This window comes from Bradyrhizobium sp. SZCCT0148 (assembly GCF_018129985.1).
GTDB classification, from domain to species: domain Bacteria; phylum Pseudomonadota; class Alphaproteobacteria; order Rhizobiales; family Xanthobacteraceae; genus Bradyrhizobium; species Bradyrhizobium japonicum_H.
In genome coordinates, this window is record NZ_JAFCKT010000033.1 from 1 (window position 1) to 13928 (window position 13928).

8 protein-coding genes and 2 pseudogenes are annotated in these 13928 nt (G+C 58.7%); 3 read left to right on the forward strand and 7 right to left on the reverse strand.

Features of this window, described 5'->3' with window-relative positions; translation table 11 throughout:
* Nucleotides 1-509 precede the first annotated feature (509 nt).
* From JQ580_RS33445 to JQ580_RS33455, 3 genes are all read right to left on the reverse strand, one after another.
* A complete protein-coding gene (locus tag JQ580_RS33445; protein WP_212285591.1) occupies nucleotides 510-1772 on the reverse strand; it encodes a hypothetical protein in 1263 nt (420 codons plus the stop codon).
* Between the two features lie 429 nt (nucleotides 1773-2201).
* A complete protein-coding gene (locus JQ580_RS33450; protein WP_212285593.1) occupies nucleotides 2202-2924 on the reverse strand; it encodes an SOS response-associated peptidase in 723 nt (240 codons plus the stop codon).
* Nucleotides 2925-2926: 2 nt separating this feature from the next.
* Complete coding sequence (locus JQ580_RS33455; RefSeq protein ID WP_212285595.1) at nucleotides 2927-3406, reverse strand: hypothetical protein; 480 nt, start codon at nucleotides 3404-3406, stop codon at nucleotides 2927-2929.
* A gap of 312 nt (nucleotides 3407-3718) precedes the next feature.
* On the opposite strand from JQ580_RS33455, the gene JQ580_RS33460 reads away from it, so the two are divergent.
* The gene (locus tag JQ580_RS33460) at nucleotides 3719-4327 is read left to right on the forward strand and encodes an imm11 family protein (protein WP_212285597.1); all 609 of its coding nucleotides are present in this window, start codon (nucleotides 3719-3721) and stop codon (nucleotides 4325-4327) included.
* A 1165-nt stretch (nucleotides 4328-5492) separates the two neighbouring features.
* Here JQ580_RS33460 and JQ580_RS33465 read toward each other — a convergent pair.
* The 3 genes from JQ580_RS33465 to JQ580_RS33475 all read right to left on the reverse strand — a co-directional run bounded on the left by JQ580_RS33465 (nucleotide 5493) and on the right by JQ580_RS33475 (nucleotide 7445).
* On the reverse strand, nucleotides 5493-5726 hold the full coding sequence (locus JQ580_RS33465) for a hypothetical protein (protein WP_212285598.1): 234 nt from the start codon (nucleotides 5724-5726) through the stop codon (nucleotides 5493-5495).
* Nucleotides 5719-6243 carry a hypothetical protein gene (locus JQ580_RS33470; protein WP_212285600.1) on the reverse strand — a complete coding sequence of 175 codons (525 nt, stop codon included), beginning with the start codon at nucleotides 6241-6243 and terminating at the stop codon, nucleotides 5719-5721. Before JQ580_RS33470 ends, JQ580_RS33465 begins: the two co-directional genes overlap by 8 nt.
* Nucleotides 6244-6449: 206 nt before the next feature.
* On the reverse strand, nucleotides 6450-7445 hold the full coding sequence (locus JQ580_RS33475; protein ID WP_212285602.1) for a hypothetical protein: 996 nt from the start codon (nucleotides 7443-7445) through the stop codon (nucleotides 6450-6452).
* A 414-nt stretch (nucleotides 7446-7859) separates the two neighbouring features.
* Here JQ580_RS33475 and JQ580_RS33480 point away from each other — a divergent pair, with 414 nt between their 5' ends.
* Nucleotides 7860-11807 carry a winged helix-turn-helix domain-containing protein gene (locus tag JQ580_RS33480; RefSeq protein WP_212285604.1) on the forward strand — a complete coding sequence of 1316 codons (3948 nt, stop codon included), beginning with the start codon at nucleotides 7860-7862 and terminating at the stop codon, nucleotides 11805-11807.
* A 267-nt stretch (nucleotides 11808-12074) separates the two neighbouring features.
* Nucleotides 12075-13416: pseudogene (locus tag JQ580_RS33485) on the forward strand (transposase).
* Nucleotides 13417-13566: 150 nt separating this feature from the next.
* On the opposite strand, the pseudogene JQ580_RS33490 reads toward JQ580_RS33485, so the two are convergent.
* A pseudogene (locus JQ580_RS33490) lies at nucleotides 13567-13928 on the reverse strand (transcriptional regulator); the annotation flags it as partial.

Below are 13928 nucleotides of genomic sequence, written 5' to 3' on the forward strand. Positions count from 1 at the left end.
ACCTCCACCCGACCGATCATAGAACTCATTGTGCCCGCGCGCATGCGTCAATCAGGCGGTCCTCGTCGTATGCGTACGAAGGATCCGGCATGGGAAGGGCCCACAAGACGAGCGGTGACGCCGCCATCCAGCTCTTGATTTGGGCGATCGAGGAGATCGAAAAGACCGGCGACGAAAAGGCGCTGTTTCATAGCCGCGCTGCCTTGAAGAGAATTCAGCGCATTTACTCCCCGTCCCCTTTGCTTCGGCGCGATGTAGGGACTAGCGGCTCTTTAGCGAAATGCCCTTGAAAGGGCTTCAGTGGCGCAGCGCTCCTTAGTTGCCGGACGCTTTTTGCATATCAGGTCGCTCCTGAGATGTCGCCTTATGGCCCAGAGGCGAAGATCGTGGTCGCGCTCGGCGGGTCAGCAGTTGAGGCTAGACCGGACGTGCCGAAATCGCGGCCAGATCGACGCGATTGACCCGAGGCGTACCTCCAGCCCGAAGCCGTCCACGAGCGGGTGACCGGGTCAACTCCGGCGTACGCGCTCGCGCAGGAAACGTCGCAGTGCCTGCTCCGCTTCCTCTGGAGAAGTTGAGCGGTCGAAATGGGTAAACATGATGTCGACATCGGGATAGTCGATCAAGCGCATGGCGAGCTTGGTATAGTTCGTTGTCGACATGAGCAATACGACATCGCGATCCGGCGCCTTGTCCTGCGTAGCTTTTAGCTCCTTGCTCTCGTCGACCCTGCCATAAAGTGTTGCGAGCCGATCCGGCGGCGCATCACGTCGGCGAATCTGGACTCTCCCACCTAGCCCATACTCGAGTGGAAATGGTACGCTCACCTGGGATGTCGAGCCGTCTGGCATTTCCCGGATCACATTGGTCTTCAGATCGTGGAAGGGAACGTCGACGATATAGCCCGCGATGCGAAGCGGCGGCGTCGGCAGCACATGCACGGCCCTTAACGTTGGACGAACGTAGTCGTATAGCGTGCGCACACCGAAGCTTCCGAAAGAGAAAGGGCTATAGAATAGTATGGCAATGCAGACGAGCGCAGCAAGCCACGACCGCAGGGAATTGAGCTCCGTGTCGGCCCGCCTGCGAATGCGACCGACGAGGGCAAGATGCACGAGCGTTGCCGCAAGAACCACAGCGACGGCGCCGGCAAGCGGCATCCAACCCGGCAGCCTGAGCGAGTACCCTGCAGGCAAGTGGGAGATAGCGAACGCGCCTGCGAACACAAGTGCGATCCAGATGGTCGCTGCAGCGAGGTTTGCCCAGAAGTCCCGCAGCGTATCACGGCTCAGCAAGGACAAGCCGGCGAGTATTCGGCAGCCCAATGCAAGAATGAGGGCAATCGCCGCCCCCACCACGAACGGAATTACATTTATCCCGGCCAGCAAGGCAATGGCTCCGGACGTGCTTGAACCCGGCCTAGATGCCGCCAAAGCGAAGAGCAGACCCAAGTCCAGCATTGTTGTCTTGTTCACCAAGACTTGAAACCAATCGATCGCGACCGCGGCGACGCCGAAGGTCAAAAGAAAGAGTAAGAGCGGCGCATACCAGGTGATGATTGAGCGTCGCGCCAGATCGATCAGGAGAAATCCGGCAATCGTCGCGGTCGAAATCTGCTTTACGAAGAACAAGTAGTCGGACGCGCTGGGAAGGGAGTTGCTCCAATAGAGAGATGATATCAGTTGAAGCGTCGCATACAGTCCGAATGCCAATGGGACCACGGTTCCGAGCCATGCCGGGATGACGTATTCGTACTGACCGATGCGGATCATTGGCCGACTTTTGGGGCTGATCGGTGAATACACTGTTAAGTTGCATCGCTGAGAGTCGCCGTTAACGACAATTTTTACAGAACGAGAGCGGTGGGCTGAAATCTTGAGACAGAGGGCTAGGATCCAATGTTTGGATGTGGCCCATGAGCGAAGTGACACCACGCCTGAGTGTGTTCCGCTTATTTGGGCGTAATTCGCGTCATCCGTTCCAAAGACGGAGTGTAAAGTTACGTACGCAGGTGGGAACACAAAGGTCCGCTTCTGGCCCTTCTGCGACCTTGTGCGATGTCCGCTTCTCCGCCGCTATTGAAGACTGAGCGGACATCAGGTGGACTAGGCGCGAGTGCACGGCCTTCGCATAGGCTCGCTTTCGAACTGGCCGCCAACACATTCCCGGCAGATGCGATGCGCCGATCGATCTGAGCACGTTTAAGCGGGAAGCGCCGGGTCTTCCTTGATGCCGCGGGCGACGATTTGCAACGCACCGTCCGGAAGCGGCCGTTGGAGCTTCAAGGCCTCGTCGGCCGACGCGGTCATCCACGTCTCGACCTCTTCTGGTGTCGTCAGGATCACGGGCATGGCCTTCGGATGGATTGCGCCGACTTCGGCGTTAGGCTCCGTCGTCAGGAATGCGTAAAGATCGTTGGTCGTCTCGCCCTCCTTCACCTTCCGCACCGACGTCCAATCGGTCCAGATGCCCGCGAAACAAGCGAGCGGCCGGGCCTCGTCGAGGGCGAACCAGATGTCGCCACCCTCGGCCTTGTTGAACTCACTGAAGCTATTGAAGGGAACCACGCAGCGGTGTTCCAGACCCAGCCAACGCGTCCAATGCTTGGACCTAACATTGCGGATATTGGTGGTGCCGGAATCTGGCTCCATCCGGAGCAGTTCCTTGAAGTCAACCGTCTTGCCTTTAGCTTGCAGCTTCTCGGCCCGTTTCTTGGTTGCGTCCATGAGCGCTTTGGAGGAGGAGGGCATGCCCCACCGCGCGAGTGCAAGCTCGCGGCCGGCCGCGCTGGGCCGGACGATAGGTGCCTTGTAGTCCGGAAATACGCCCGGCATTGGCGCAAGGTTGCCGACATATTGATTGACCACGCGGAAGAGCGCGCCGATCGCGGCTTGGTTCGTCGTGATGCTGTAAAGGTTGCACATCCTCAGGAGGCTTTCTTCGTTCGGCGAGATGGTGCTGTAGGCTGCGGATCGCCGATCGGACGCAGGCCTATCAGATCAGGCCGACGCTTCTTCCCAAGGGCCCGTTGGCAAGAACCATAGTATAAATAGCTACGCATGAGGGCCACCTGCCGGTCGCGCGGCTGGACGACTAAAGCGAGGTCGATGATCTCTGTATGCTTGCAATGCTCGCAGCGCACCTCCAGCAGTGCGAACCCGCCCTTGATTGCCGCCGCGATGGTGGGCGAGACATGGTCGAACTCGCCGATAAACAGGGCGGCATTCCACGCCGCACAGTCGAGGGCGTAAGCTTTGGCCCGGGCGTCGTCCGCAGCGGCGTGAGCTGTCGCAGCCTGTTGCAGCAGATTTGCGAAGGTGACCTCTGCCTTATGAATCTCACGGGCATAGTATTTGCGGTCACCGCCTGACATCGGCGGCGGCTTGATGATGCGAGCGGCGGACATGTCCGGCAAGATACGGGAGGGCGGCGCCGAGAGCCAGCCGCTGGGGCTGGTGCGCCTGATCGCCAGAAACGCAACGTATAGGTCAATCCCTACGTAAGAGATTTCGATTTACCGAAGTTCAACTTGCCTCGTCGGGGCCCGCGCCGGTACGGAGGTCGAGATGGGCCAGGAGGAGGTTGATTATGAGGAGAAAGCAGAGTTTTCTGGCTTGCAAGAGCTTCCAACCTTAGAATGTGGATGGCTGGTCGATATCGGCCCTGCGCCAGATTCACCGCGCAACATCGAACTGCTCTGCTTTGTTGGGAATTCGCAATGGTTCACCGGATCAGACCCCACGCCGATCATCTTAATCGAGGCATTGACCTCGACTATGAGCGCTCACATGATGCCGGCCTCAGCTGGGTTCAATATGTGCAGAAAACGACCATTGTCCCGCGGGAAAGCGCGCCTACTTTGATCGTGTCTGAGAGACCTGACCCGCTTCCCGACGCCTTTTTCGTCTCGATTGATTTCTGGTGTGTTTCGGCACCGGTGCGCGACTTCATGACAGGCCTATTCGGTTCCGAGGTGGCGTTTTACGAGGTGCCCGTCGTGTACAAGACTGGACATGCGCCGCTGCCTCCGACGTGGTTCGTCGCCTTCACTCAGTTTTGCGCCCGCATTGACTGGCAGAGGTCGAAGGTAGCGTCGCGTCGTCCGCCTCAGGCGCCAGAATTTGAAGCGATCACATTGGCCGATGTGCCGATGGCCGCGGTTTTCGAGGCGCTGCCGGACGAGGGCCATTCGATCTGGATCGAGAAAACGCTGCGGGAAGGGAATCGCGTGTTTTCGCCTGGTCTGGATGTCTATGTCACCGACGCCGCGGGCCGTGCGCTGGCCGGCGCGTTTCCAGATGCTTTCATTCTCCGAAAGCACGCGTGAGCAAACGCCTCGGACGCGGGAGTGTGTCGATGATCGTGTCTGGTTCGATGTCCGCTTTGGGTTCAGAAGTTGCATATAGCAAACTCGTTTACCTCGGTCGGCTCGCCTCTTGGGAGCAGACATTGCGGCTCACCGAGCGATGGCAGCTTTGAACTAAGTGTCATTTGATTACCTGCGCAGCAGTCTCTCTCATGACTACGCTGCCCCGCTCGGCAGGTCTTTTGCCAGAAATCGCTCGATCTCCTCGAATGCCCGATCAGCGGTCGGTTCGCCTGGGAGCGGGACATGATTGCGCTTTGGAACAGAAACAAAATGAGCGTTAGCAGTTCCAGACGCCATTTCACGACCAGCAGCTTGAGGGATCACCGCATCATCGCGCACGTCGCGGCTTGCGCCAAGAAATCACGACGCTTCATGAATGTCTCCGCTATGAAATCGCAGAAATAGCAAACAGATTAAAGCACGCCGCGCCGTCACCGCACTGGGGGCAACCGTGGGGATGCCAATGGAGTAAACGGTCACGTTTTGGATGTCCGCTGGGAGTCGGCCCAGAGCGGTCGTGTTTGGATTCCGGCACGTATGGAGTTGCCAGATTACGTTGTTTTCGGTTCGATACCCGAAATCCGCCTTAGGTCGCAGAGACCATACGCAGGCAGCTAGCGTAGGGGCCCGGCGATCAATCCAAGAAACACCATGAGGACTCTTATAGGGGATTCGGCAGAGAGCCGTTTGCTTCCGATCTGCTTTCGAGTGCCGCCCCAATTCTTCCAAATGGAATTCGCGCGACCTAACGTCTCACGGCGCATTTGTCGGAGCCCCCCTAGCCAGAGGCAAAGATCGCTCGAACGACGACGCTGAGCAGCGCGCAAGACTTCGTCCGTGCTCTGGAATTCGACTTTGCTTTCCATTTCTCAACTCGCTTCAGAAGCCGATTGTATTTGAACTGAATCTCGCGTTCGGCCGGCATGGCAATCAGCTGAAAGTGCCCGGACGGACCAACGGTTCATCCGAATCTTCCAGCCACCTCGTTTCGCCGATCTGACGTCTACCAGACGGTCTCGTTTAGTTTCCCTTACAATGCTGGACTCTGCACGGGCACATCAACTGAAAGCGAGAATGCAAATTTCCATATGTGTTGATTGTGCGCTTGGCTCATCGTTACTGTTTATGACGAGTTTCTGCGTGCATTGTTTTGGCGTGTTCGTCGGTTTTCGGATCCATCCACGCGTTCTCTAACGCTCTCTATTTGATTAACATTCTTGAAGGCATCGCGAACTATTGCCGCGCGTGTGTAGGAACGCTGGCGGGATTGCTCGATCTCGTAGAGAGCCCAGACCAGGCTGCCGCCGAGGCATCCGATGATCGCGATCAGGCCGAAGGCCATCTCGGCCTCAAGCATGGTCCGCCTGCTCTGCTGCAGGGCCGGTCTTTTCTCGCGCAAACCCCGTCAGCTCGAGAAATCCCGTCGCCGGCTCCCTGTTGAGGTCTCCCAATTCGCGGAGGATCGTTGACACCTGTGGCTCGATCAGATCGGACGCGACGATCAGACTTCGACACGCGAGGCTTTCTGCGGTGACGGCAGTCAGCAGCAGCAACCGTCGGTAAATTGCCGGGCTGTCGCCATCCGCCGCACTCGCGAAGGCCAGCTCTCCCCTGCCACCAAACGGATGCAATTCCACAATTGAAATGAGACCCGCGCCCGACAGACAACCGAAGCCGAACGCCTTGCTTGCACGAAAGCGAGCACAGTAACAGACGATAGATTCGTTCGATATGGCGTGGCCAAAGCGGACCTGGCGCGCATCGCGACTCAAGCTCAGATAGAATGGCTCCAGCAGACGACCGACCTCGCTTTCCGACATCAGCTTGAAGGCTAGATCGGCAGAGCGCAATTCCGGAAAAAGAAGCGTGTTCATCTTGCTCACCTGACCTCATCGCGATTCGTCTTGGCGGGTCTCAATAAAGTGGCGTCGTCACCTAAACTTGTTGAAGATGCTCAACGGCATCGGAGGTGCACTGAAGTGCAATGGCCAGGCGCGTTGCGGTTCCGGCGGGCCGAGCAGTATCCCTACGGCGGCTCCCACCAGCATCGCGAACAAGATTGTTTTGGCTACTAAGTGCATCAGCCCCTCGCACCAGTCGACGGGGCGGTTATTGCGTCAGACAGGTTACGTTTGACGGATGTCCGCTCGTACATCTTCATGAGCTGCTTCGTGACAAGGGGAAGCATGAAGATTGGGAATACGCTCATCGCCAGAAAGAGTTCGGCGTCCGGATGGGCGATGAGTAAGGGGGTTGCCGCGGCCCAGACGAGAGTGACGTTGCGGCTCCCGCTTACCAACCCAACCGTGAGACTCCTGAGCGCGCCGAGGTGGAGGAACATCGCTGCCCCGAGCAGCTGAAAGCCGATATTGAGGCCAAACGCCAGCGCGAGAACAGCAGCGGCACGACCAGGATCGGAAAGGATATGCTTATCCATGCCATGCATGGCTCCGATCGCGACGATGATCAGCCCGACAACGGAGAGGCCAGTCATCGCATGAGGATTGCCATTGACCCAGCTTCTCGCGAATCGCTGCAGAAGGTAGGACGTCGCAGCGGCCCCGCCGACTATAAGGGCGAGACGAGATGACAGCGCAAACGTGTCGACGCTGATATTCGCCCCGATCGTCGCTTTCGCCAAGACCGGCAGATACAAAGGCGTCGCCACGGTTGCGACGACGGTTGCGGTCAACGCCAGTGACGGATTGAGTCCGAGCATGGCGGCGATCGCCGCCGCGCTTCCCACGGGCGGAGCCAACGTGGCCAGAACAATGCCGACGTCGATGTCAGGAGGAAGAGAAGTCGAGGCGATCAGCGTGTAGGAGGCTATCGGAACGCCAAAGGTCGTCCAGGCCAGAACCGTCAGCAGGCGGACCCCAGATCTGGCTTCGGCAAGGAACTCGCGCCGTTCGACTTTTAGGAAGGCCCCGAGAGTAAAGACAAAGACGGCCCCTCCCATAAAGGGCCGCGCCAGGTCGGCGAGTTGCGGAAGAAGCAGTCCAATAAGCACTCCGACGCAAAGCAATAGCGGACCGTGACGGCCGGCGGCGGTCAAAGCAGATAATATTCTGGACATGGCGGTACCCTGCGCTCACAAAACGTGACGTGATTCTGGGCAAGCGGGTGACGTTTTGTGCAGCCGCTTCCGCACTTTTTAAATTTGCTTTCGCAAACATGCGAAAGCTGCTTGGATTGCAGCATCAATATCGTGCGGACTTTTTGCACGGTGGTTTCAGGGGTGTAACGGCGGCGTAATTTTCTGGCCGCGCCGACCACCGGATTCCGAAGAACTTTCGCACTTTGTAAGGCGGTTCATACGGACGAACCGAATCGGTCTGCAGAATGGGACGCATAGGGGCTAAGAATATCAGCGCCCCCGGAACCAAGGTCTTCAAGGATGCATGGTGGGAAGCCGAGGCCAGGGGGCGGAGCCAAGAGACGGCTCCTGATCGTAGCCCGCGATATTGAAATTCGCGGCAGTCTGGCCAAGTTGCTGTCTGCCGGTTGTGCGATCGAGCTCTCGGAGAGCAGTCAGCGAGCACGAGAAGTTGCGCAATCGGGACACATCGATCTTTGCTTGATTTTTTGCGAAAAGGTCAGCCGCGTAGCTCTTGAGTTGGCTGATGAACTTTCCGTGGCGATTGAGCAGGTCGTCGTTGCCTCGCCTAAGGCGAGCGATCTTTACCCGGCGGAGGGATCAGGGATCGCGGTTGTCAGGGCCGGAACGCCGGCGGACATAGCGCAGGCCCTGCAACGTTGGTTAAAGCCAGACCACCAGCACCTCGCATCGGCCGCGACGCCGGCGATTTTGACGTTTGCTGGACTTCAGTTGGATCTGGCAGCTCACTCTCTTTGCGATCGGGCGGGCCGGCCGATTCCACTTACAGCTAGCGAATTTCTGTTGCTGAGTGCGTTTGCCAATAGCCCAGAGCGCGTGCTTTCACGCGATCAATTACGCAATTCACTCGATGGGCGCGGAGTTGAGGTCTACGACCGAAGCATTGACGTTTTGGTCTCGCGGCTACGCCGCAAGATCGAGAAGAACCCCAAAAATCCAACTATCATCGTCACCGTTCCGGGCGCCGGCTACAAATTTGCCGGTCCGGTCAAGTCGCTTGCAGCGGACAGCGCCTTTTTGGAACCGTCCGACGCAGAAAAGGGACAGCGCGTCACAGTCGGAGTTCTGCCCTTCTCCGTCTTGAATTCGGGTGTCGAACTCGAATTTTTCGCGGAAGGCCTCGTGGACGATCTCATTGCCGCGCTAACTTATGGAGCCGAACTGTTCGTCGTGTCGCGCAATTCGAGCCTCGCCTACAAAGAAAGGCCTGTCGATGTTAGAGAGGCCGGCCGTAACCTGAACGCTCGTTATCTGATCGACGGCAGCGTGCGAGCCACAGGGAACCGATTGCGCGTCCTCGTGCATCTGGTAGACACCGACGATGGCGGGCAGGTTTGGGCCAAACGTTTCGATTGTCCGTTCGACGTCCATGATTCACTCGACGCCCAAGATCACTTAACCCGGGAAATCGCGGAGGCTATCAAGCGGCAGCTGTCCAGCAGCACGACGAATGTGCCTGCCGAGCCGACGCGCAGGCTTGTCACGATCATATACTGCCGCGCCGCTGTGCCGCACAATTGGTCTGCGCAAATGGGCCTTAGGGACATCAGTGAGTCTTTGAATGTCTTTCATCGGGTTTGCGCAAGTGCCGTGGCACGGTTTGGAGGCCGCGTTGCAGCCTCGTCCGGCGAATGCCTGGAAATTCATTTCGGCTTCTCGGGTCTGCTCGAACGCTCTGCCGAGCTTGCGGTGCGAGCGGCCATCCTCATCCAAGACACGGTCCGTCAGGACGCGCTGCTGGGCGCCAATGGACTTTCGACAGCAATTGGCATCTCTACCGGCCCTGCCGTCTTCAATGCACTCGGTCAGGCCGAAAGAAGCAGCGACAGCGCGGTTGGACTGCCTGTCACATCTGCCCGACGTCTTTGCGATGGTGGCGAAGCCGGAGCCGTGGTTATTTGTCGAGCGACCCGCGATCTGCTTGGGGGGCTCTTCCAGTATGATCTCACTGCGCCGGACGCGTACAAGGTGCTCGCGACCACAGACGTGATTTACCGACTGGAGGCCCTGAAAGGGGGCGTCTATCCTGGAATGATCGGCCGTGATCCTGAATTTAGACAGTTGATGGCACGATGGGAGCTGGCCCGCACGGAAGAAGGCCGCTCGGTTTTCATTTCAGGAGATGCGGGCATCGGCAAATCGCGATTGCTGGCTGCCCTCCGCGACGATATCAAGTCGACGAACGTCAATGTACTCCATTTTGCCTGCGCACCCCACTTGGTCGATGTCGCCCTCGCTCCGATCCGGGAGCAGATTGAGCGTCTGGCCGGCACCCAGTCAAAGGACACACCGGAGCAGGTTGAGGTTAAGCTTCAGCGGGTGTTTGTAGGCTGCGCGAAGGATGAGATCGGGCTACTCGCCGCGGAATTGATGCATGCGCCGCAGAGCGGGCAAGTCTCTGCGTCGCTGATGCCGCAGCAGCGCAAGGAGAAGCTCTTTGACCTTCTTCTCGCATATATCGTCAAGCTCGCCGAAGTATCTCCGCTGCTTGTTGAATTTGAGGACCTTCACTGGAGCGATCCGGCCACACTGGAATTTGTCGCCCTGCTGCACGATCGCCTTTCCATTGCACGTATGTTGATCGTTCTCACGGCGCGTCCGGAATTCCGGCCGACTTGGCCCGATACAGAGCGAGCCACTGAGCTGCGGCTGACAAGGCTTGACCGGAAACATTCCACGAAGCTCGCCCGCGATATCGCCGGCGACCGACCGTCGCCTGCAGAAATCGAGCGGATCGTTGATCGCGCGGAGGGCGTTCCTCTGTTTATTGAGGAACTTGCTAGATACATGGTTGCCGAGAAGGATGGGGGCGGACACGATGGTGGCGACATGCCACTGACCCTCGAAGCGTCTCTGCTTGCGCGTCTGGACAGGCTGCCCGCGTCCAGGCCGATCGCGGAAGTGGCTGCGGTGATCGGGCGCCAATTCTCCCACGAAATTCTTGCGATTGCGTGCTCACAGCCGACTGACTTTGTCATTCAAAGGCTGGATGAGCTGACCAATGCAGGTATCGTGTTTCGCACCGGCATCCCACCGAACGCCACCTATAGGTTTAGACATGCCCTGCTGCGCGATGCGATCTACAACGGCTCCGACAGCGGCACTCGGCGTGCACTTCACCGCCGTATCGTACTGTCAGTGGAGCGCAAGCTCCCTAAGATCGTCGATAGCCAGCCCGGTCTGTTGGCGTTTCACGCGTTTCGTGGTGAGTTGTTCGAAAAGGCAGCCGATTACGCCTTTAGAGCGGGCCGTTATGCCGTCGGTATCGCGGCGATGCGGGAAGCCGTCGGGCAGCTGCGCATCGCGGTAGCCGCGCTAAGCCGTCTGCCCGAAAGTGCCTCGCGGAACGAAACGGAAAGCGAAGTGCTGCTTCTTCTCCTCACCGCCCTCGTATCCGCCGAAGGTTATACAAGCCCCGAAACACAAGCGACGTATGCGCAGGCGGAGACCTTGTGCCAAAAAGCCGGCTCCGTCGCCAAGCTGGCGGCCGTCGAGCACGGGATTTTTCGCCAGTATATGGTCGAGGCGGATTACTCGAATGCGCTCAAAATTGCTGACGACGCATCGCGCGCCGGGCGACCTGGCTGGGAGCTTGGTCGAGGTGTGGTCACAATGCATCTGGGCGATCTGAATACGGCGTTGAGATTTCTGCAGGACGCGAGCGCGAGGCTCGATGCTGCCGGAAACTGGGAAAACCTGGAGATTATCCAAGTCATTGGAGCGCCCGCGTATCTTGCCATGTGCCACGCGCTGCGGGGCGAGACAGAGACCGCTCGGCTTCACCTGAATAACGCTTTGATGTTGTCCGAACGGTCTAATCACCCGACCGGCCGCGCATTCGCACTCAGCACCACAGCGCGTGTGACCTGGTTGCTAGGCGATGTCGACAGAAACCGTGCGACTTGCGATGAACTGGCGACGCTGTGCCGCAAACACAGCTTTAGGTACTGGCTGGCAAATGCCGAGTGTTACCTTGGCTGGCACGAATCCCGGGATGGTCGGGGTATGAAAGCCGCGGAGCGAGTTTACCGTGCGCTGGACGAGTACCGTGCAACCAAGGCACGCTGGCTCTACCCATTTTTTTTAAGTATTGCCGCTGAGGTTGATTACGCTCACGGACGATTGCGCGATGGACTCGAACGAATAGACGCCGCTCTACAGCAGTCGGCAGATACCGCAGAGTGTTGGTACGATGCCCGTCTCCTGCTTTTGAAGGCCGCACTCCTTTCCGAATCCAAAGACGCTGCTGGCGCCGAGCAATGCAGGCTCCAGGCGCGCCAACTCATCGAACGCCAAGGGTCCCGCCTTTTTGCATTTTGAGCTCTCTAACACCGAATCGATGACCATTGCTAAGGACAAGGATTGCGCCTGACCGTGAAAGCCTGATCATGTCGATTGCCGATGACGCCGCCTCTCGCCTCGATCCTTCAATGCTGGCGGAGAGCAAGCTGGCATTCCTTAGCCATCGCTCGTGACAACGGCTTCAACCAGCCGACGTCTGTTTGGGTCGATTCTGTTGAAAAAGGCGGCTGTTGCGACGCGGAGGGATCAATGATTCAGTCAGTCTAATTGGCAGGACTGAAGATCATGATGGGACATCGGCAAATCGAGCAGGCCGCGATGTTCTATGAGTTCTCGCTGGAAAGGCATATCCCGGCCGACCACTTGCTCCGGTCGATCGATGGATTTGTCGACCTTGAAGAGGTCAGACAGGACCTGGCGCCTTTCTACAGTAGTATCGGTCGACCTTCGATCGATCCCGAGCTGATGATCCGGATGCTGCTGATCGGTTACTGCTTCGGCATTCGATCGGAGCGGCGCCTGCGATGAGGTTCACCTCAATTTGGCCTATCGGTGGTTCTGCCGGCTCGGTCTGGATGGGGCGGTGCCGGATCACTCGACATTCTCCAAGAACAGGCATGGCCGCTTCCGGCAAAGCAACCTCTTCCGTCGCGTGTTCGAGAGCGTGTTGGGCCGCTGCATCGAGGAGCGACTGGTCGGCGGAGAAGGATTTGCCGTTGACGCGAGCCTGATCAAGGCCGATGCCAATCGGCTGAAGGGGATCGCAGGCGACAAGGGACTTCCGCCGGAGGCTGCCGGCCGAGCGATCGATGAGTATTTGTCCGTGCTCGATGATGCCGCTTTTGGAGCTGCGACCGAGGTCATGCCGAAGTTCGTGTCGCCCTCCGACCCGGCGGCACGCTGGACGGGGGCGCATGGTGGCCAAGCCTTCTTCGCCTACTCAACGAACTACCTGATCGACGTCGAGAACGCGATCATCGTCGAGTCGAGGCGACAACGGCAATCCGGCAGGCGGAGGTGTTGGCCGCCAAACGCATGATTAAGCGCTCGCTCGAGCGATTCGATCTCTATCCGAACCGGCTCCTCGGTGACAGCGGCTACGGCTCGGCCGAGATGCTCGCCTGGCTGGTCTATGAGCACGGCATCGAGCCGCACTTTACAGTCTTCGACAAGTCGGCCCGCACAGACGGGATCTTCTCGCGCGATGACTTCACCTATGACCATGCCGGGGACCTCTACCGTTGTCCCGGCGGCAAAGTTCTTACCACGACCGGAACGCTGGTGAACGATGGCGCCATCATGCTTTACCTCGCCAGCAAGCGCGATTGTGATAGCTGCGCATTGAAGTCCAGGTGCTGTCCCACGCCCATCACGGAGAGTGCCGCGCTCGATCTACGAGGTCGCTCGAGACATGGCGCGCCAGATCGCAAGATCATGGGAGGGCCACACGTAGCGTCGGCTCCGAAAGAAGATCGAAATGCTGTTCGCGCACCTCAAACGCATTCTCAAACTCGATCGCCTGCGACTAAGAGGCCCGAACGGCGCGCGGTTCACCCTCGCAGCCACCGCCCAGAACCTTCGCAAGATGGCCAAGTTGATCCCGATGCAAATCCCCAGGCCCGCATAGCGGAGAACCCAAGCGCTGGGCTGCTTCGGAGCTGGCGCCAATACATCGGACTACTGCCTTTTTCAACGAAATTGGTCACAAGGAGCCCTTGGCCGACGTGGCGTTGATGTCGGCAGCGGGCCAGAAGATGACCTGCCAGTCGCGCTCACTTCAGTCCGGCAGGCCCGCCGCGCGCAGCGCCTTGCCGAGCTTTATAGCCAGTTCAGACGCGCAGGCGACGCCGGCGAACTGGCGGCTGATGCGGAATGTCGGCTGCAGTTCCAAGACGCATGCAGCCGCCGCTTTCGCCTCCTCGAAGCGCCCAACCGCAGCGAGAGATGCGGCGAGCTGCACCCACGTGATGCTGTGGGAGGGATTGGCCAGGTTGGAACGGTATGCTGCATTTGCGGCCTCCTCATAACGATCGCGACAAAAATAGCCGAGCGCCTGCGCGTCGTAGGCCGCAAAGGCCCACGGATCGAACGGACTTAAGCGCATGCCGCGCTCGCTCCAGTCGATTGCGCGTTCAGCGT